10 protein-coding genes are annotated in these 12779 nt (G+C 59.7%); 3 read left to right on the forward strand and 7 right to left on the reverse strand.

Annotation, left to right across the window (positions count from 1 at the left end):
• On the forward strand, window positions 1-985 hold a 985-nt coding region (locus ACMLHG_RS06095; protein WP_417169916.1), incomplete at its 5' end, for a LacI family DNA-binding transcriptional regulator.
• Here the strand turns inward: ACMLHG_RS06095 and ACMLHG_RS06100 are convergent.
• Entirely contained in the window at window positions 975-2345 is a 1371-nt protein-coding gene (locus tag ACMLHG_RS06100) for a hypothetical protein (protein ID WP_417169917.1), read from the reverse strand. The genes ACMLHG_RS06095 and ACMLHG_RS06100 overlap by 11 nt on opposite strands.
• Window positions 2346-2561: 216 nt before the next feature.
• Between ACMLHG_RS06100 and ACMLHG_RS06105 the strand changes: the two genes are divergently transcribed.
• A complete protein-coding gene (locus ACMLHG_RS06105) occupies window positions 2562-3203 on the forward strand; it encodes a hypothetical protein (RefSeq protein ID WP_417169918.1) in 642 nt (213 codons plus the stop codon).
• Entirely contained in the window at window positions 3203-3721 is a 519-nt protein-coding gene (locus ACMLHG_RS06110) for a hypothetical protein (RefSeq protein WP_417169919.1), read from the forward strand. The genes ACMLHG_RS06105 and ACMLHG_RS06110 overlap by 1 nt, the downstream gene beginning before the upstream one ends.
• Before the next feature lie 169 nt (window positions 3722-3890).
• Here the strand turns inward: ACMLHG_RS06110 and ACMLHG_RS06115 are convergent, their stop codons facing one another.
• From ACMLHG_RS06115 to ACMLHG_RS06140, 6 genes are read right to left on the reverse strand one after another with little or no spacing between them, the layout of a single operon-like run.
• Window positions 3891-4622 (reverse strand): prepilin-type N-terminal cleavage/methylation domain-containing protein, encoded by a 732-nt coding sequence (locus ACMLHG_RS06115; protein ID WP_417169920.1) that lies wholly within the window; start codon window positions 4620-4622, stop codon window positions 3891-3893.
• A gap of 8 nt (window positions 4623-4630) precedes the next feature.
• Entirely contained in the window at window positions 4631-6667 is a 2037-nt protein-coding gene (locus ACMLHG_RS06120; RefSeq protein ID WP_417169921.1) for an alpha-amylase family protein, read from the reverse strand.
• A gap of 9 nt (window positions 6668-6676) precedes the next feature.
• Window positions 6677-9943, reverse strand: a complete 3267-nt coding sequence (locus ACMLHG_RS06125; RefSeq protein WP_417169922.1) for a beta-galactosidase — start codon at window positions 9941-9943, stop codon at window positions 6677-6679.
• Window positions 9944-9978: 35 nt separating this feature from the next.
• Entirely contained in the window at window positions 9979-10308 is a 330-nt protein-coding gene (locus ACMLHG_RS06130; protein ID WP_294437198.1) for a hypothetical protein, read from the reverse strand.
• Entirely contained in the window at window positions 10305-11315 is a 1011-nt protein-coding gene (locus ACMLHG_RS06135; RefSeq protein ID WP_294437200.1) for a LacI family DNA-binding transcriptional regulator, read from the reverse strand. The genes ACMLHG_RS06130 and ACMLHG_RS06135 overlap by 4 nt, the downstream gene beginning before the upstream one ends.
• A gap of 15 nt (window positions 11316-11330) precedes the next feature.
• Complete coding sequence (locus ACMLHG_RS06140) at window positions 11331-12689, reverse strand: cellulase-like family protein (protein WP_417169923.1); 1359 nt, start codon at window positions 12687-12689, stop codon at window positions 11331-11333.
• Window positions 12690-12779: the final 90 nt, after the last annotated feature.

Here is a 12779-nt window from a genome sequence, read left to right on the forward strand (position 1 = left end):
GACAGGAAGCGACGTTGCCAGAAAGGCAGGAGTCTCGCAATCAACCGTTTCAAGAGTTATGAACGGGGATTCCCGCATCGGGGCGGAAACCCGCCGCCGGGTCGTCGAAGCCGCCCGGGCGCTCAACTACGACATGGGGCACCGCACCAACTGGACGGTCGGAGTTCTGCTGGATTTCCGCCTCTGCGACATCCACGGGTACTACGCGAGCACCCTGCATGCGATTCTCGAGGAGCTTGAAAAACGCAAACTCGGCGTTGAACTCATCTGGCGCGGCCTCGATTCGGAACAGGTGGTGAAACCCTTCCGCTGCGTGCTGGCCATCAGCGCACCGGATACGGAGAACCTCCGCACTTTCGCACCGCTGCCCACGGTCAATCTTCACGGCGAGATGCACCTGGGGGAAAACATCGCCTCCGTCACCAGCGACATGTATCAAGGGATGCACGACGCCGTCCGCTTCCTTTGGAAACTCGGCCACCGTGACATCCGGATGCTTTCGCTGGAAGGGGAAGCATCGGAACAGCGGAAGCTCACCCGGCGGCTCGATGGATTCCTCAACGCGCTCGCCGGATTCGGCGTCGCGGAGCCGGAACGCCATACCATCTTTTTTGAGGATCAGATGTCCACCAGCCTCTCCCGGCTGACGCGCGCCCTCCGCAAAGCCGTCAACGAGGGCTGTACCGCACTGATCTGCGTCAATGCCGCTCATACACTGAAACTGAACGCGGCGCTCCATGCGCTCCATCTGCGAATTCCGGAGGAGCTCTCGGTCATCGACTGGGAGTACCCGGAAATCTCCGCCTATCTGGATCCGCCGCGCACAACGGTTTCCGCCGACTTCCCGGAACTGGTTCGAATTGCCGTCGATCAGCTCTGTGACATGGTGGAGCATCAGGCTCTCCCGCGGCTGATTCAGGTTCCGCCGCGGCTGATTCATCGCAAGAGCACCGGTCGGGCGCCCCGCCGCAAAATCAGACTGTAACCAGAGGAATCTTCACCACGATCGAACGCCGGAACGGCGGAAGTTCCCCCCGGCCCTCCCGGCAGCGCAACTCCCGCCAGCGGTCTTCCCACGGCAGATAGCAACTGCCCTCTGTCGCGTTTTCCGGGACCGGAATCGACTCGCCGGAAAGAACTTCGGCAGGGATGTTCCGTTGCAGTTCACTCTGCCAGTTGCTCGTTTTATCCCGGCACCAGAGCAGGAGATGGGACTTCCCCCGCAATCCCCAGAGCCGCAATCGGTGCGTCTCGGTATGGAACGGGCGAAACGCTTCGGCCACCGGGTCGATCCCCTCCACCGCCCGTGCAAAACGCCGGAAATGGTACCAGAGATCGTGGCGATCGATATAAAGTTCATCCCAGTGCCAGCTCTGGCCGGAACCGGCACTCCCGGCGAAAAACGGCGCAAAAAGCTGGTCGTGCAGCAGTGTGCCTTCGCGATCGAGTTCGTAAAGATGGGAATACGAGCTGTGGCTTGCCTCGACGGCGCCTACCTCGGCCAGAATCGCCGGCCGCCCGGCGTCGCGGTCGAGCAACTCCCGGATGGAATCCGCGGCAAGCTGATCCACGCTTCCACGGCAGACATCCAGCGCCGCGCCGGGATCCAGGTAGCGGTGCACCTGCAGAAAATCATTGCACGGCTGTTCCGCCAGGTAGTCATACCAGCGAAACGTCTCATCGCCGGAAAAACTGCCCAGATTCTGAACCACCATCTGATGCGGGAACATCTTCCGCAGCCGGGGCAGCATGAAATCACTCCACGCCCGGATCTCGTCGATCGAACCGATGCAGTTGATCTCATTCCAGAGCTCCCAGGCGATCACCGCGGGGGAGTCGCCGATTCCCGCTTCCGCCAGAAACTGCGCCTTCGCCAGATACAGCTCCCGGCAGCGGTCGGAGGCAAGATAGTCCCGCATGCTGTCGGCCAACCCGGAATAGAGCGGCTTGTTGAAGTTAACAGCGCCGGGAAACTGCTCCACATCGCTTCCTGCCGAAGGAGCGACACGGCGGAAATGTTCCAGCGTGAACTTGAGCTTCAACCCGAGTTCTTCGGCAAATTCCACGATCTTGAGCACATGGGCCCGGTTCTCCGCAGAAAACTCTCCGGGATGCTCCGGCATCACATCGAAAAACGGTGTCCCCAGCCAGACTCGCGCGAAGTTGCCGCCGTTCTCCGCCAGACGGCGCATCCAGCGATGGAAGAGGGCGAAAACCTCCTCTTCGGTATACTGCTCGGAATGACGGACGAAGCAGAGGTTCTGGCCGATCGGGAGATACGTGCGCCCATCCTCATAGGAAAAATAGCGCGGCACCGCGGGGTTTGGAGCAATAAAACGATTCATGATTACAGCGGCATTCCTTCGGATTCGATAGATTTCCAGCTTCGCCATACACTACAGACATTTTTTGGGGAAAGCAAGCCGGTCCGAAAGGAAAGTTGTGCATAAAAAAGCATAAAAATATAGTTTTTCCTTCCTTCTTCCCCCGAGGAAACTATCGATCCAAGTTCACCGAATTCTCCTGAGAAAACCCGCAGAAGGTTGACAATCCGACAGAGTTTGGCTGAGTTTCACGCCGGAATTTCAACAGAAAGGAGACAAACCGTCATGCCCCTCTCCCATGTTTTAACCAACCTCGACGATGCCCGAGACACGTTGGTGAACTCCATCAACTCCCGGGGCGGCAATCTGGAAGAATCGGCAACGTTGTACCAATGCGCCGCAGCAGTGAACACACTCGCCTCCGGGGTGCTGTCGATCAACGGACATCTGCCGGATGAATCCGGTTCCGTCACGATGCCCGATGCGACGCAATCCGCCTCCGGCCTCATGTCAGCGGAGGACAAGGTGAAGCTGGATGGTCTCGGAGAGAACGCTACACAGTCCTCCTCCGGCCTCATGTCAGCGGCGGACAAGGCGAAGCTGGATGCCGTGTCCGCAGATATCAACCCGATCGGTTATTTGAAACTTCCAGGAAACCTGATTTTCCAGTGGGGAAGCTACAGCTTGAGCAGTAACCCCGATTCGCGGGAGATTACACTTCCGGTTACAGTAACGGCAACTTACGGTCGTTTTGCAAGTTCCAGCAACAGCGCGGTAAAACTGGGAATCGCCGGAGCTTCGGAGGGTAAGATTTTGATTTCCGCCTCCGGAGCGAATTCCGGAGTTGTTTATTGGATGGTTATCGGGAAGGTGGAATAATGAAATACTATTGGAACAACGGCTTTTACATCGACGAGATTCACTTCGGCTTCAACGAAGAAACGGAAGAATACATTGTTCCGGATGGCTTCTTGGAGATCACGGAGGAGCGCTACCGGAAGCTTCTGGCCGGGCAGGAGACCGGGAAGCGCATTGTCACCGGCTCGGACGGTCTTCCGGAACTGGCGGCTCCGCCGGAACCGACGGTGGAGGAGCTACGGGAACAGCTTGGCGATACGCTCTGGAGCAACTACAAAACCTACCAGAGAACCTACGTTGACCCGGAAGACCTGACACTGGCGAACACCTGCGCGGCTGGAGGGAGCGAAAAGGGCGCGGCGGTGCAGCAGTGGGTTCTCGCGCTCTGGGCGCGCTACTACGAGGTCAAGGACCTGCTTGCGGCGGCGGAGACGCTGGAAGCGTTGCGTGCGGTGGACATCAGCACCGAAGCGCTAACGCCGCCCCCCTACACGATCCGCGAACTGAATGAAGAGGCAGTCGCGGTACAAAAGGTGTAAAAGCTTTCTGGATGTTGTTTCATTTGCTGCGGCTAAAATCGAAAACATGGTCCTGCGAAGAAAGGTCGGGGAGGTCTGGAGGGCCGGACGCCCTCCTGACCTCCCCGACCTTGCGAAACTCCAGGCGCGCGAAGCCGAACGTGCGATGGACTTTCCGCTTGTGTCCGACTCAGTAGTAACCGTCTGCTTTCGTCTTATCGCCGGAATACCAGAAATACCCGGCGTTTTTTCCGTTTGTCGTCGGAATCTCATTTCGGGTCATTCCTTCGACATGCCCATCGGCGAAGGTGACGTTGGCTCCCGCTCCGTTTCGATGCCGCCACACTCCTTTTTTGGAGAAAAGCACCATACTCTCCAGATGGTAGGCGATGGGACTCATCAGCGTGGAAACGGTTCCCCGGTCGATGTCGAAAAACGCCGCACGTTCCGACGGTTTCCGGATTTTCGTCAGCTTGCGATTGAGTGTTCCGTCGTCATTGGAGGCAAATCCGTCGCGGTTGATGCCGAAATGGCGGTGTGCCATAATGTTTTCAGCATATTCGCGATCCCGCATTGCCGGACACTGAAACACCCTCCCCTTTTCCGACAGCCAGTCGTATTTCGGCGAGGTCGTCTGCGGGTCGACATAGCGGACGTAGATCACGCTCAGCCACGGAGGATGTCCGGTACTGCTCAGATCCCAGTTTCTCGTTGCCCCCGGGATGATGTCGTTACTCTCCTGAATGTAAAGCAGGAGGTACTGGCCGAGCTGCTTCTGATTGGAGGCGCAGCTGACGTCCGCCGCCTTGTTCCGGGCCTGATTCAGCGCGGGGAGAAGCATAGCGGCCAGAATCGCGATGATCGCAATAACGACCAGCAGTTCGATCAGAGAAAAACTTCGGCTTCCGCTCTCTTTTTTCATAGTTTCCCTCACCTCTCTTCTGATGTCATTTCCAGGGGGAATTGCAAAATCGCATAGATGCACTCTTCCGGCAGTTCCACGTGTATGCCGTCCGGCGCCGGAGAAAGTTTCGCTTTCCGGTCCGGCTGGAACGGCAGAATCACGGTAACTTGTGGTATCCCGCGCAAAAACAGCCGGGGATTCACGCCCCGGGGGCGGGCCGTCCGGATGACATTGACGCGGGAACGGTGCCGGCGCATCGCCTCCAGCTTTTGATCGACCTCAGTGTCATATTCTGCGGCCAGCAGATGCAGCAGACAGCACCGCCCGGTGTAGCGGGGGAATTTCAGATACCCATCGCCGCCCTCCACAAGGAAACGGCCCCGGGGAAGGTGCTTCAGAAGTGCGATTTTCAACAGAGCGGCGGCCTCCGCCCCCTCCCCCGTCCGGACCGGATGCAGAACAATGTTCTCCGTGAGCATCTGCCAGCGTGCGGGCCGGGACGACGGGGCTATTTCCGGCTCCTCGTCGCTGCCGGGAACCAGTCTGTCGGGCAGAGCAAATCCGTCCTCCTCCGGCAAAGCGGATGGTCCGGTCGCCAGTACGACACCGCCGCGGGCGGCATACCGGCTCAGCCGCTGTTTTTCGAGCCCGCTCATCCGGGCCGCAGAGGGAAGAAGCAGAACCTTGAAACGGTCCGGTTCCTCCGGAATCTCCAATGCCACCGCGAAGGGAAGTCCGTGGGCGGCACACAGGTTCAGGGCGGCGTTGAAATCCCGGATGTAACCGGTGTTCATGGCGCCGAACGCGGTGTTGTTCCGGGTCTCGTACGAGAAGAACACGCCGATCTCCGGCCGCGCCTCCGAATCGAACAGCTCCGGATGCTTCTGCTCGAAGCGGTATGCGACAGTGACCGGAGCGGCGTCATCCGGCAGAGTCCGCAGCAGGGAGAGCGGCAGCCCCAGTCTGGCCTTCAACGTGGAGAACCATGTTCCGCACCCGAGCGACTTGTTCAGAGCCCAGATGACATTTCCGCTGATCTCGTGGAATCCGTATCCGAGACCGATGCACTGGCCGGTGTGCCGCGCGGTGGCCAGGTGGTGCGCACTCTGGGCAACCCGTTCGTACAACGGCGGATTCCAGGTTACAGGATCACCGGGGTACGGGGGGGTGTTGCCGCCCATTTCCAGCAGAATCATCGAACAGCCGCGATTGAACTCACGGATATCCTGCCCGATCTGCAGCGCGTAGGGCGATGAACTGCCGCTGCAGCAGCTCAGCATCGGGAAATCCTCCGGCAGAACCGAACGGACTTTCGCCAGAAAATCCCCGTTGGCACGGAACCGCAGTTCAAGCCAGGTGCGCCAGGCCGGATTTTTCCAGTTTCCCCAGAACCCGGTGTCGCCCCAGGGGGGCAGCTCCCTGTCACAGCTCTCCCGGAATTTTGCGCGGCACCAGCGGCAGCCGCAGGAGATGTACCCCATGAAGTGGATCAGGTCATCGCACATCAGCCCGTCGATACCGGTTTCGGCAAGCAGACGCCTGACATATTCCAGATAGGCGTCCCGAAAATCGGGGTTGCTGTGGCAGAACTGCTCTGCGGCATATTGCGGAAGTTGCAGAATTCCACCGTCGCGAAGATCCCGCATCCGCCAGTCGTTGAGGAGCTTGCCCTGAAAACTCCAGCTCGCAGCCGCCTCACGCGACGGCGCGAACGGCAGATGGGGACCGGAGTGAAGTTTGACCTGCCGCGCCTCCTCCCGCGTGTCGTAGCGGTGAATCAGCGAAGCGGAATGGTGATCGAAAAGCCGCAGGTTGCGCTGATGCAGCTCTTCCGCCACGGTCGCAAGATAGTCGTGCAGAATCGTCCAGTACGGCATGAAATCCCAGCGGAAATGCGCCCCGAACACCATGGCCGCGTCTGCGCCGGATTCGGCGATGGAGTCAGCCCGCCGCCGAATCCGGTCGAGATTATCCGGGTCCGGCCAGTCAAGATCGTGCCAGTCGATCCACCAGCTGACGAAACGCTGCGGTCCGTTTTTGCAGGAAAATGCGGAACTCTCCATTTCCTCCCCCTATTCGACGACAATTTCAAAGAATGGTGTCGGGCCGTGTTTCAACGCGGCAGTGTCCAGATTGACCGTCAGATACTCCCCCTCCCGCCGCATCGGAATCCCGTCGCGCCGGATTCCATTGACCGAGAGCGGATAACAGGTTGCACGGGCAACGCCTTTCCGGCGGATGGCGATATCGAACACTCCGGTTTCCAGAAGAACTTTCGAACGGCGTTTCCAGCCGAGGAGAGTGGTCCGGTCCCGCGAGAGGACGGTGTCCCGGGTCATCACCGCCGTGTTGCAGACCAGCACCATCCGGTTGCTGGAGGAGAGCTCCCGCCCGTCCATGGAGACCAGAGCGATGGCGGCGTCCACGCTGGATTTTTTGATCGTCAGCCGGGGAAGCCGGGTCGCCGGTTCGCCGGCGTTGACCACGGCCCCTTCGGTGCGCGGCGTTTTGACCCGGAACCGCCGGTGGATCGGGTCGAGCTCCAGTTCGCCCGTATCGCTGATCAGCACGCCCTGCCGGATTGCCGGAGCTTTGCCTTTTTTCTCCATGCCGGCGATCGCTCCGGCCAGAGAGAAGGAGCTGCCGCCGTCGACAACCTCCGAGTGCCAGTCGAACGATCTGTCTTCCGAACCGCCCTTGACCTGAAGAAGGCGCGAATTGGGGCGGATTGCGGCATGGGGCGAGTAGACCCCCAGACGGCTGAGCAGCGCCAGTTTGCTCACTTCGGAATCAACCGCAAGATCGGCGTCATTCGCATCGAATTTGCCCAGATCCAGAAGGAACTCCGTTTCGGCCGGTCTGACATCGCCGCGCTTGAAGAGCGCGTAGGCGAGAAACTCATTGGCCCGCAGCACCGGAGAGCCCGCGATACGGAAGCTGGAGATGTACATCTCACCGGGTTCGATCACGACTGGTGTTTCGTGGGCGCAGAGAGCGTCCCACCCCTGAAACGCGGAATAGGCGGAGAACAGCAGGCCGTTTTCGTGCTGATACCGGTTCCAGAAGCAGTGATTGTGTTCCGTGATGACCAGAGGCAGGCCGGCGATCCGGGAGGCCGCCGTGTTGCGGAAGTGCGGAGCGTATTCCCGGATGGCGCTCTCCTGACCGACCCGGGAACCGATGGAGTCCCAGCGGCTCGGATGCTTGTAGTAGGTGTTGCGGATGATCATGGCGAGGTGGTCGCGGCGGAACCTCGACATGTTCAGGGTGGCCCGGAAGTTGTATTGCCCGATCAGCCCTTTGTAGCCCAGATTCCGCAGTATGGCGGTTCCGGTCCGGTAGTTTTCGTCGATCGCGTCGAAACAGAACTCCTCCCAGTCGGCGCCGATCTGGTCTTTGCGGAGGAAGTCGGGCAGACGGATCCGGGAGAAGGAGGCGTATTGCTTCTGCCAGGCCTGATTGAGGGAGGCGACAGTGCCGTATTTCTTCTCCAGAAAGGCGCAGAATTTCTTGCGGATGAACTCCATCGCCTCCGGCGCGATATCGCACGACTCGCCCCAGAAGAGGTGAGGAATCGCGAGCGTCTGCTCGTTGAAGAGCTCCAGAAAGACGATCATGGGATCATCCTTCCAGGCGAGGCCGGTGTAGGGATTGACGTGGTTGAGCATCGTCTCCGCCCACGCCTTCCACTCGGCGCGCGCCTTCTCCTCGCCGAACAGCGTCAGCAGCTTCCGGGTGTTGCGCGCCTTCTCCGCCGCGACCAGCAGTTTGATATCCCGTTTGACCTGGCCGGTAACCGGATCTTTGACATGGTCGACAGCCCCGACCCGGAAGAAGGCGATGGCGAAGGTCACGTAAATGCCCCGTTTTTTCAGTTCCGAAAGATAGAAGTCGAACGCCTCAACCCGCCGCGGGTCGGGAATTCCCTTCTGCGTCGACCGGCCCATCAGATGCTGATCGACCCAGAGACGGACCAGATTGTACCCCTGCCGGGAGGCCGCCTCCGCAGTCCGGGCAAGTTTTCCGTGCATATCGGTCACGTCGCCCGCGGTCCGGAGATAGAACGGCGTATCCGCCATCCCCATGAACCGCACGGGAACATCCGGTTTCTTCTCAAACTGGAATCCTTTCCCCGGCACAGCGATCACCCGGCCGTCGGAACCGGCAGGGGAAACGTTTCCCTTTCCAGACAAATCGAGGACGGAGTTTTCGACCACCACCGGAGAGGGGAAGTCGGGTTCCTTCCAGGCCGGTGCGGTGGCCCGGAACTCCTTCTTTTCCGGAGCGATCGGCACCTGTCGGGTGGAGAGGGTGGCTCCCGCGATAATCCAGACGAAATTTTCCGGCGAGGAGAATTCGATGTTCTTCACCGGTTTCTCCTGGAGAGGGAACGCGGAGAGATAGAGCACCCCCTTTCCCTCCGACTCCCGATGCACGTATGCCGGGCGCGCGTTGGGCAGATGGATGAGCTGGGACCAGTCGTCGACATCTTTGCCGCCGACCACCTCAAAGTCGGAATGGCTGCCATCTGCGTAGTTCACCTTGATCTTGCCGGCGACGGTGTCCGCCCGGTTCCAGGCGGCGGTGTGGAGCAGATACAGATATTTCGCCGGAAAGTTCTTCCCGTTGGCGGTAAAGGATTTCAGCGTGGTCGGAACGTAGGTGGAGTTGAAGACGGCACACCGGTCTTTCAGGCGGAACTCCATTCCGCCGAAACTGATCCGCTGAACGTCAAAGCCGCCCATATCGGTTCTGGGCCCCTGGCCGGTCCACCCCTCTTTCGCGGAGGGGTCGGCATAGGTGCGGTTGAGGGCGGAGGAGAGGTCCAGACAGCAGACATCCGACGCGGGAACGGCCAGACCGCCGTCGCGATGCTGAAACGTCACCGTGTAGGTGGTGTCCGGCTTGGCCGAAAAGGTGTACGAACCGAAATCCTTGTATGTGGCGAAGAGCAGCGTCTCCCCGGAGTCTGCGGTTTGAAACAAGCGCGCCAGACTGCGGGAGCCGGCGGGCAGCTGCGGCGTGATCGGCTCGGCATTCAACGCAATGCGCCGGAACCAGATGCCGTGAATGCGGCGGTCCGGAGTCCACTTGGCGCGGAAGCGCAGTGTGACCGTCCCGCCGTTCCGGCCGGTCACGAAGGTATGGGCCCCCGCTTTCCACTGGTCGATTTCAGAGACGGCGCAATCCGAAACCACCGCGGCGGAAGTTCCGGAGGCCGTTTTCGTAAGCAGATTCGGTTTGTCGACCGCGGCGTCGATCTGCAGCTCGGCCGCCCCCAGGGTCGTCAGGACGAGGATCGAGGCCCCGGTGAAGATCTTTCGGTAAGTGTGCTCCATGAAACATTCTCCTGTGGGTTGAGTTGAGGAAAATATCATTTGACTGTTGCCAGCGTCATCCAGAGTATCCCGGATAAAATCAGCAGTGTTCCGCCGACGGTTGAGACGGAAACAGCGGCGCGGAACACCACGGCCAGCGCCAGCTGGATGCAGAGAAAGGAGCCTCCGGTACAAACTGCCGCCGCCAGGTTGGGCGGCAGAACCTTGTAAATGTTCATCAGCGCCAGAATGCTGACGATTCCCAGCGCGTTGCCCAGCAGAAACCCCGGCCAGTAATGGGTCGGCGTCATGGTTCCCCATTTGAAAAGAATCGCCGCTCCGATCTGCAGCAGCATGAAGAGCACAATGCTGACGGATAATATCATTCTTCGGGCCTCCCGGTATGGCGTAACAGGATTTCCGGTTCAATGAGGAGGAGTTCGCCGGAGAGTTTTTCTCCGGTCAGAATGCGGTAGAACTCTTCGATCATCCGTCTCCCGGCAAGCTGTGCATTCTGGTGGACGATCGCATCGATGCTGCCCCGGGCGAGTGCCGCGGCGCTGCCGGGATAACGATCCACCGCCACACAGCGGCACCGCGAGGAGCCTTCGGCCGCCAGCGCCTCGAACAGGGTGCCGCTGACACCGGTGGCCAGAAAGACGCCGCGGAGTGCGGGATGTGCCTTCCGCAGAGAACGGTAACACGCCTCCACCTCCTCCGGCCGGTCGCCGTGTTCGGCGACGCCGACTGGATGAAGGCCGTACTGGCCGGCGGTGTCGACAAAGGCTTCGACCTTTTCCGCATGGTCGCGATAGCTGCGGAATCCGGTGAGCACTCCGACCTCATCGCCCGGCTGCAGCATCAGGGCAAAGAGGTCGGCCGCACATGCTCCCACCTGACGGGCATCGCTTCGGATGCAGATCGCCCGGCGGCTTTCGGAGTCAAACCGGTCGTTGCCCAGGTAGGCAAAGGGAACGTTGCGGGAACAGAGAAAACGCTCCTGTTCGTCATCGAGGGTGATATGGTTGAAAATGAAGGCGGATACCTCCGGTTTTTCCAGCAGGGCGTCGTCGATTGCGCCATCGACGGTGATGAATTCGCCGCCGGCGTTGTAATCGGCCAGTTGCTCCAGCGCATTCTGGATGCCGTTGAGAAATTCCGGCCGCTGGCCGAACTGCCCGGATTCCGAAACCACGACGAGCCGGAGCGGCTTGCGCGACATGCTTTGCGCGATTCGATTGACCCGGTAGTTCATGGCCCGCGCCGTCTCCAGAATTCGGCCGCGCAGTTCCGGCCCGACGCCCGGTTTCCCGTACAGGGCTTTGTTTACCGTATTGAGTGAAACGTTCAGTTTGCCGGCGATGTCGGCAATGGTGGTCCTGCCGTTTTTCATTTTCAGAGCATTCCTCTACAATTCGCCTTTGAAGATTCGATTCAGCCGGAGCAGTTGCTCCGGGCAGCGATGCCAGGAGGGGTCTTCCGGCCCGCAGCAACTGCGCAGTACCGTTCCCCACAGACCGGCCCGGCGGTTTGCGCGCACAAAATATTCCGCCATGGCCCAGTATTCTTCGCTCTCCTCCTCCCACTGCAGTTGTGTTCTGGCACAGAAGGAGAGCCCTTCGCCGCAGACGAGCAGAGCGTCCGGGCAGTGTTGCCGATGAAATTCCATCGCGTGCTTGATCGAGGCATCCAGCTTCTCCCGGTATTGAGCGGCGGATTGGCGGAGGGCGTTCCGGAATCGCTGTGACAGTTCCGGAAAGCTCTTTTGATCCAGCTGGGCGTAGAGCCAGATTCGCCGGTACCAGTCTTCCGGAGCGGGCAGCAGACCGCGCCGTGTGTTGCGAATGCTCTCCAGCGGGACGGTGTGCGGCAGGAGAAACCGGTCCAGATCACCGCGTTCTTCCGGCGAAGTGACATCCGTCCCCGGAACGAGCAGGTTCCGTTCCAGCACGCGGTACAGATCCCAGAGAAAGTAGTTGTGAAAATTCCAGATCGGCGGATTGTCGGGGAAGAGTTCCGGATCGGTATAGGGCGTGTAGGTATCCACCGCGAAAAGGACGTCGGGATTCTGCTGAATCAACCGTCGCAGGGCCTGCGCATGTTCTTCCCGGAACCGATGTCTCTCCACCGGAGACAGGTGATTGGCGTTGCCGTAGCCGTTGATGAAGTTCAGCCCGTCCGACTCGTTGAAAATCTCCGCAAAAGCGATCTGCCGGATCACGCCTCTCCGGCGCAGTTCGGCCAGCAGCAGATTGAGTTGCGTAGCAAAATACTCATATCGTTCATGTGCCGGAATTGCATGAAGGCGGCGATTCCGTGCTTCATCGCCGCAATATTGATAGGTGTGAAGATAATACCAGCTTGACAGAATCAGAAAGATGCCATGCCGGGCCGCCGCTTCGCAGAGCTCGAACAACCGTCCGGCGAGGTCACACGGCCCGCCGTCGCCACAGCACCAGCTCTGCCGGATGTTCCGGGTGAAGCCGGGAAATGGTTCCACGATCGGAATCGTCCCCCGTACGCTCCCATCCGGCGAAACATCGATCAGCCCGGCTCCGTCGTCGAACCGTATTGTGTTGAATCCGCGTTCGACCAGTTCCCGCATCATGGTATCCAGATCATGATACGCGCCCCCCTCCGGCGTGTCATGCAAAGCCCAGATCGGCATGGCGATGGTCAGACGTTCCGGCAGATGGTCCGGCAGATTCCGCCCCCCGGGAATTTCTTTCCTCTCTCGTTTGGGAAACGTTTCCCTTACGGTACTCATGAGCTCCTCCGTTTGATTTCGGGGAATACGATAAAACAAGATCAGGGAAACGTTTCCCTTCCCTGTCATTATACAACAATAAAATGAAAA

The organism is Victivallis sp. (assembly GCF_048170485.1).
Taxonomy (GTDB): domain Bacteria; phylum Verrucomicrobiota; class Lentisphaeria; order Victivallales; family Victivallaceae; genus Victivallis.

What these genes read in the sequence shown, in the direction of transcription:
- ACMLHG_RS06100 (WP_417169917.1), bottom strand. Translation starts at nt 2,345, where the DNA reads ATGAATCGTTTTATTGCTCCAAACCCCGCGGTGCCGCGCTATTTTTCC.
- ACMLHG_RS06110 (WP_417169919.1), top strand. Translation starts at nt 3,203, where the DNA reads ATGAAATACTATTGGAACAACGGCTTTTACATCGACGAGATTCACTTC.
- ACMLHG_RS06115 (WP_417169920.1), bottom strand. Translation starts at nt 4,622, where the DNA reads ATGAAAAAAGAGAGCGGAAGCCGAAGTTTTTCTCTGATCGAACTGCTG.
- ACMLHG_RS06120 (WP_417169921.1), bottom strand. Translation starts at nt 6,667, where the DNA reads ATGGAGAGTTCCGCATTTTCCTGCAAAAACGGACCGCAGCGTTTCGTC.
- ACMLHG_RS06125 (WP_417169922.1), bottom strand. Translation starts at nt 9,943, where the DNA reads ATGGAGCACACTTACCGAAAGATCTTCACCGGGGCCTCGATCCTCGTC.
- ACMLHG_RS06130 (WP_294437198.1), bottom strand. Translation starts at nt 10,308, where the DNA reads ATGATATTATCCGTCAGCATTGTGCTCTTCATGCTGCTGCAGATCGGA.
- ACMLHG_RS06135 (WP_294437200.1), bottom strand. Translation starts at nt 11,315, where the DNA reads ATGAAAAACGGCAGGACCACCATTGCCGACATCGCCGGCAAACTGAAC.
- ACMLHG_RS06140 (WP_417169923.1), bottom strand. Translation starts at nt 12,689, where the DNA reads ATGAGTACCGTAAGGGAAACGTTTCCCAAACGAGAGAGGAAAGAAATT.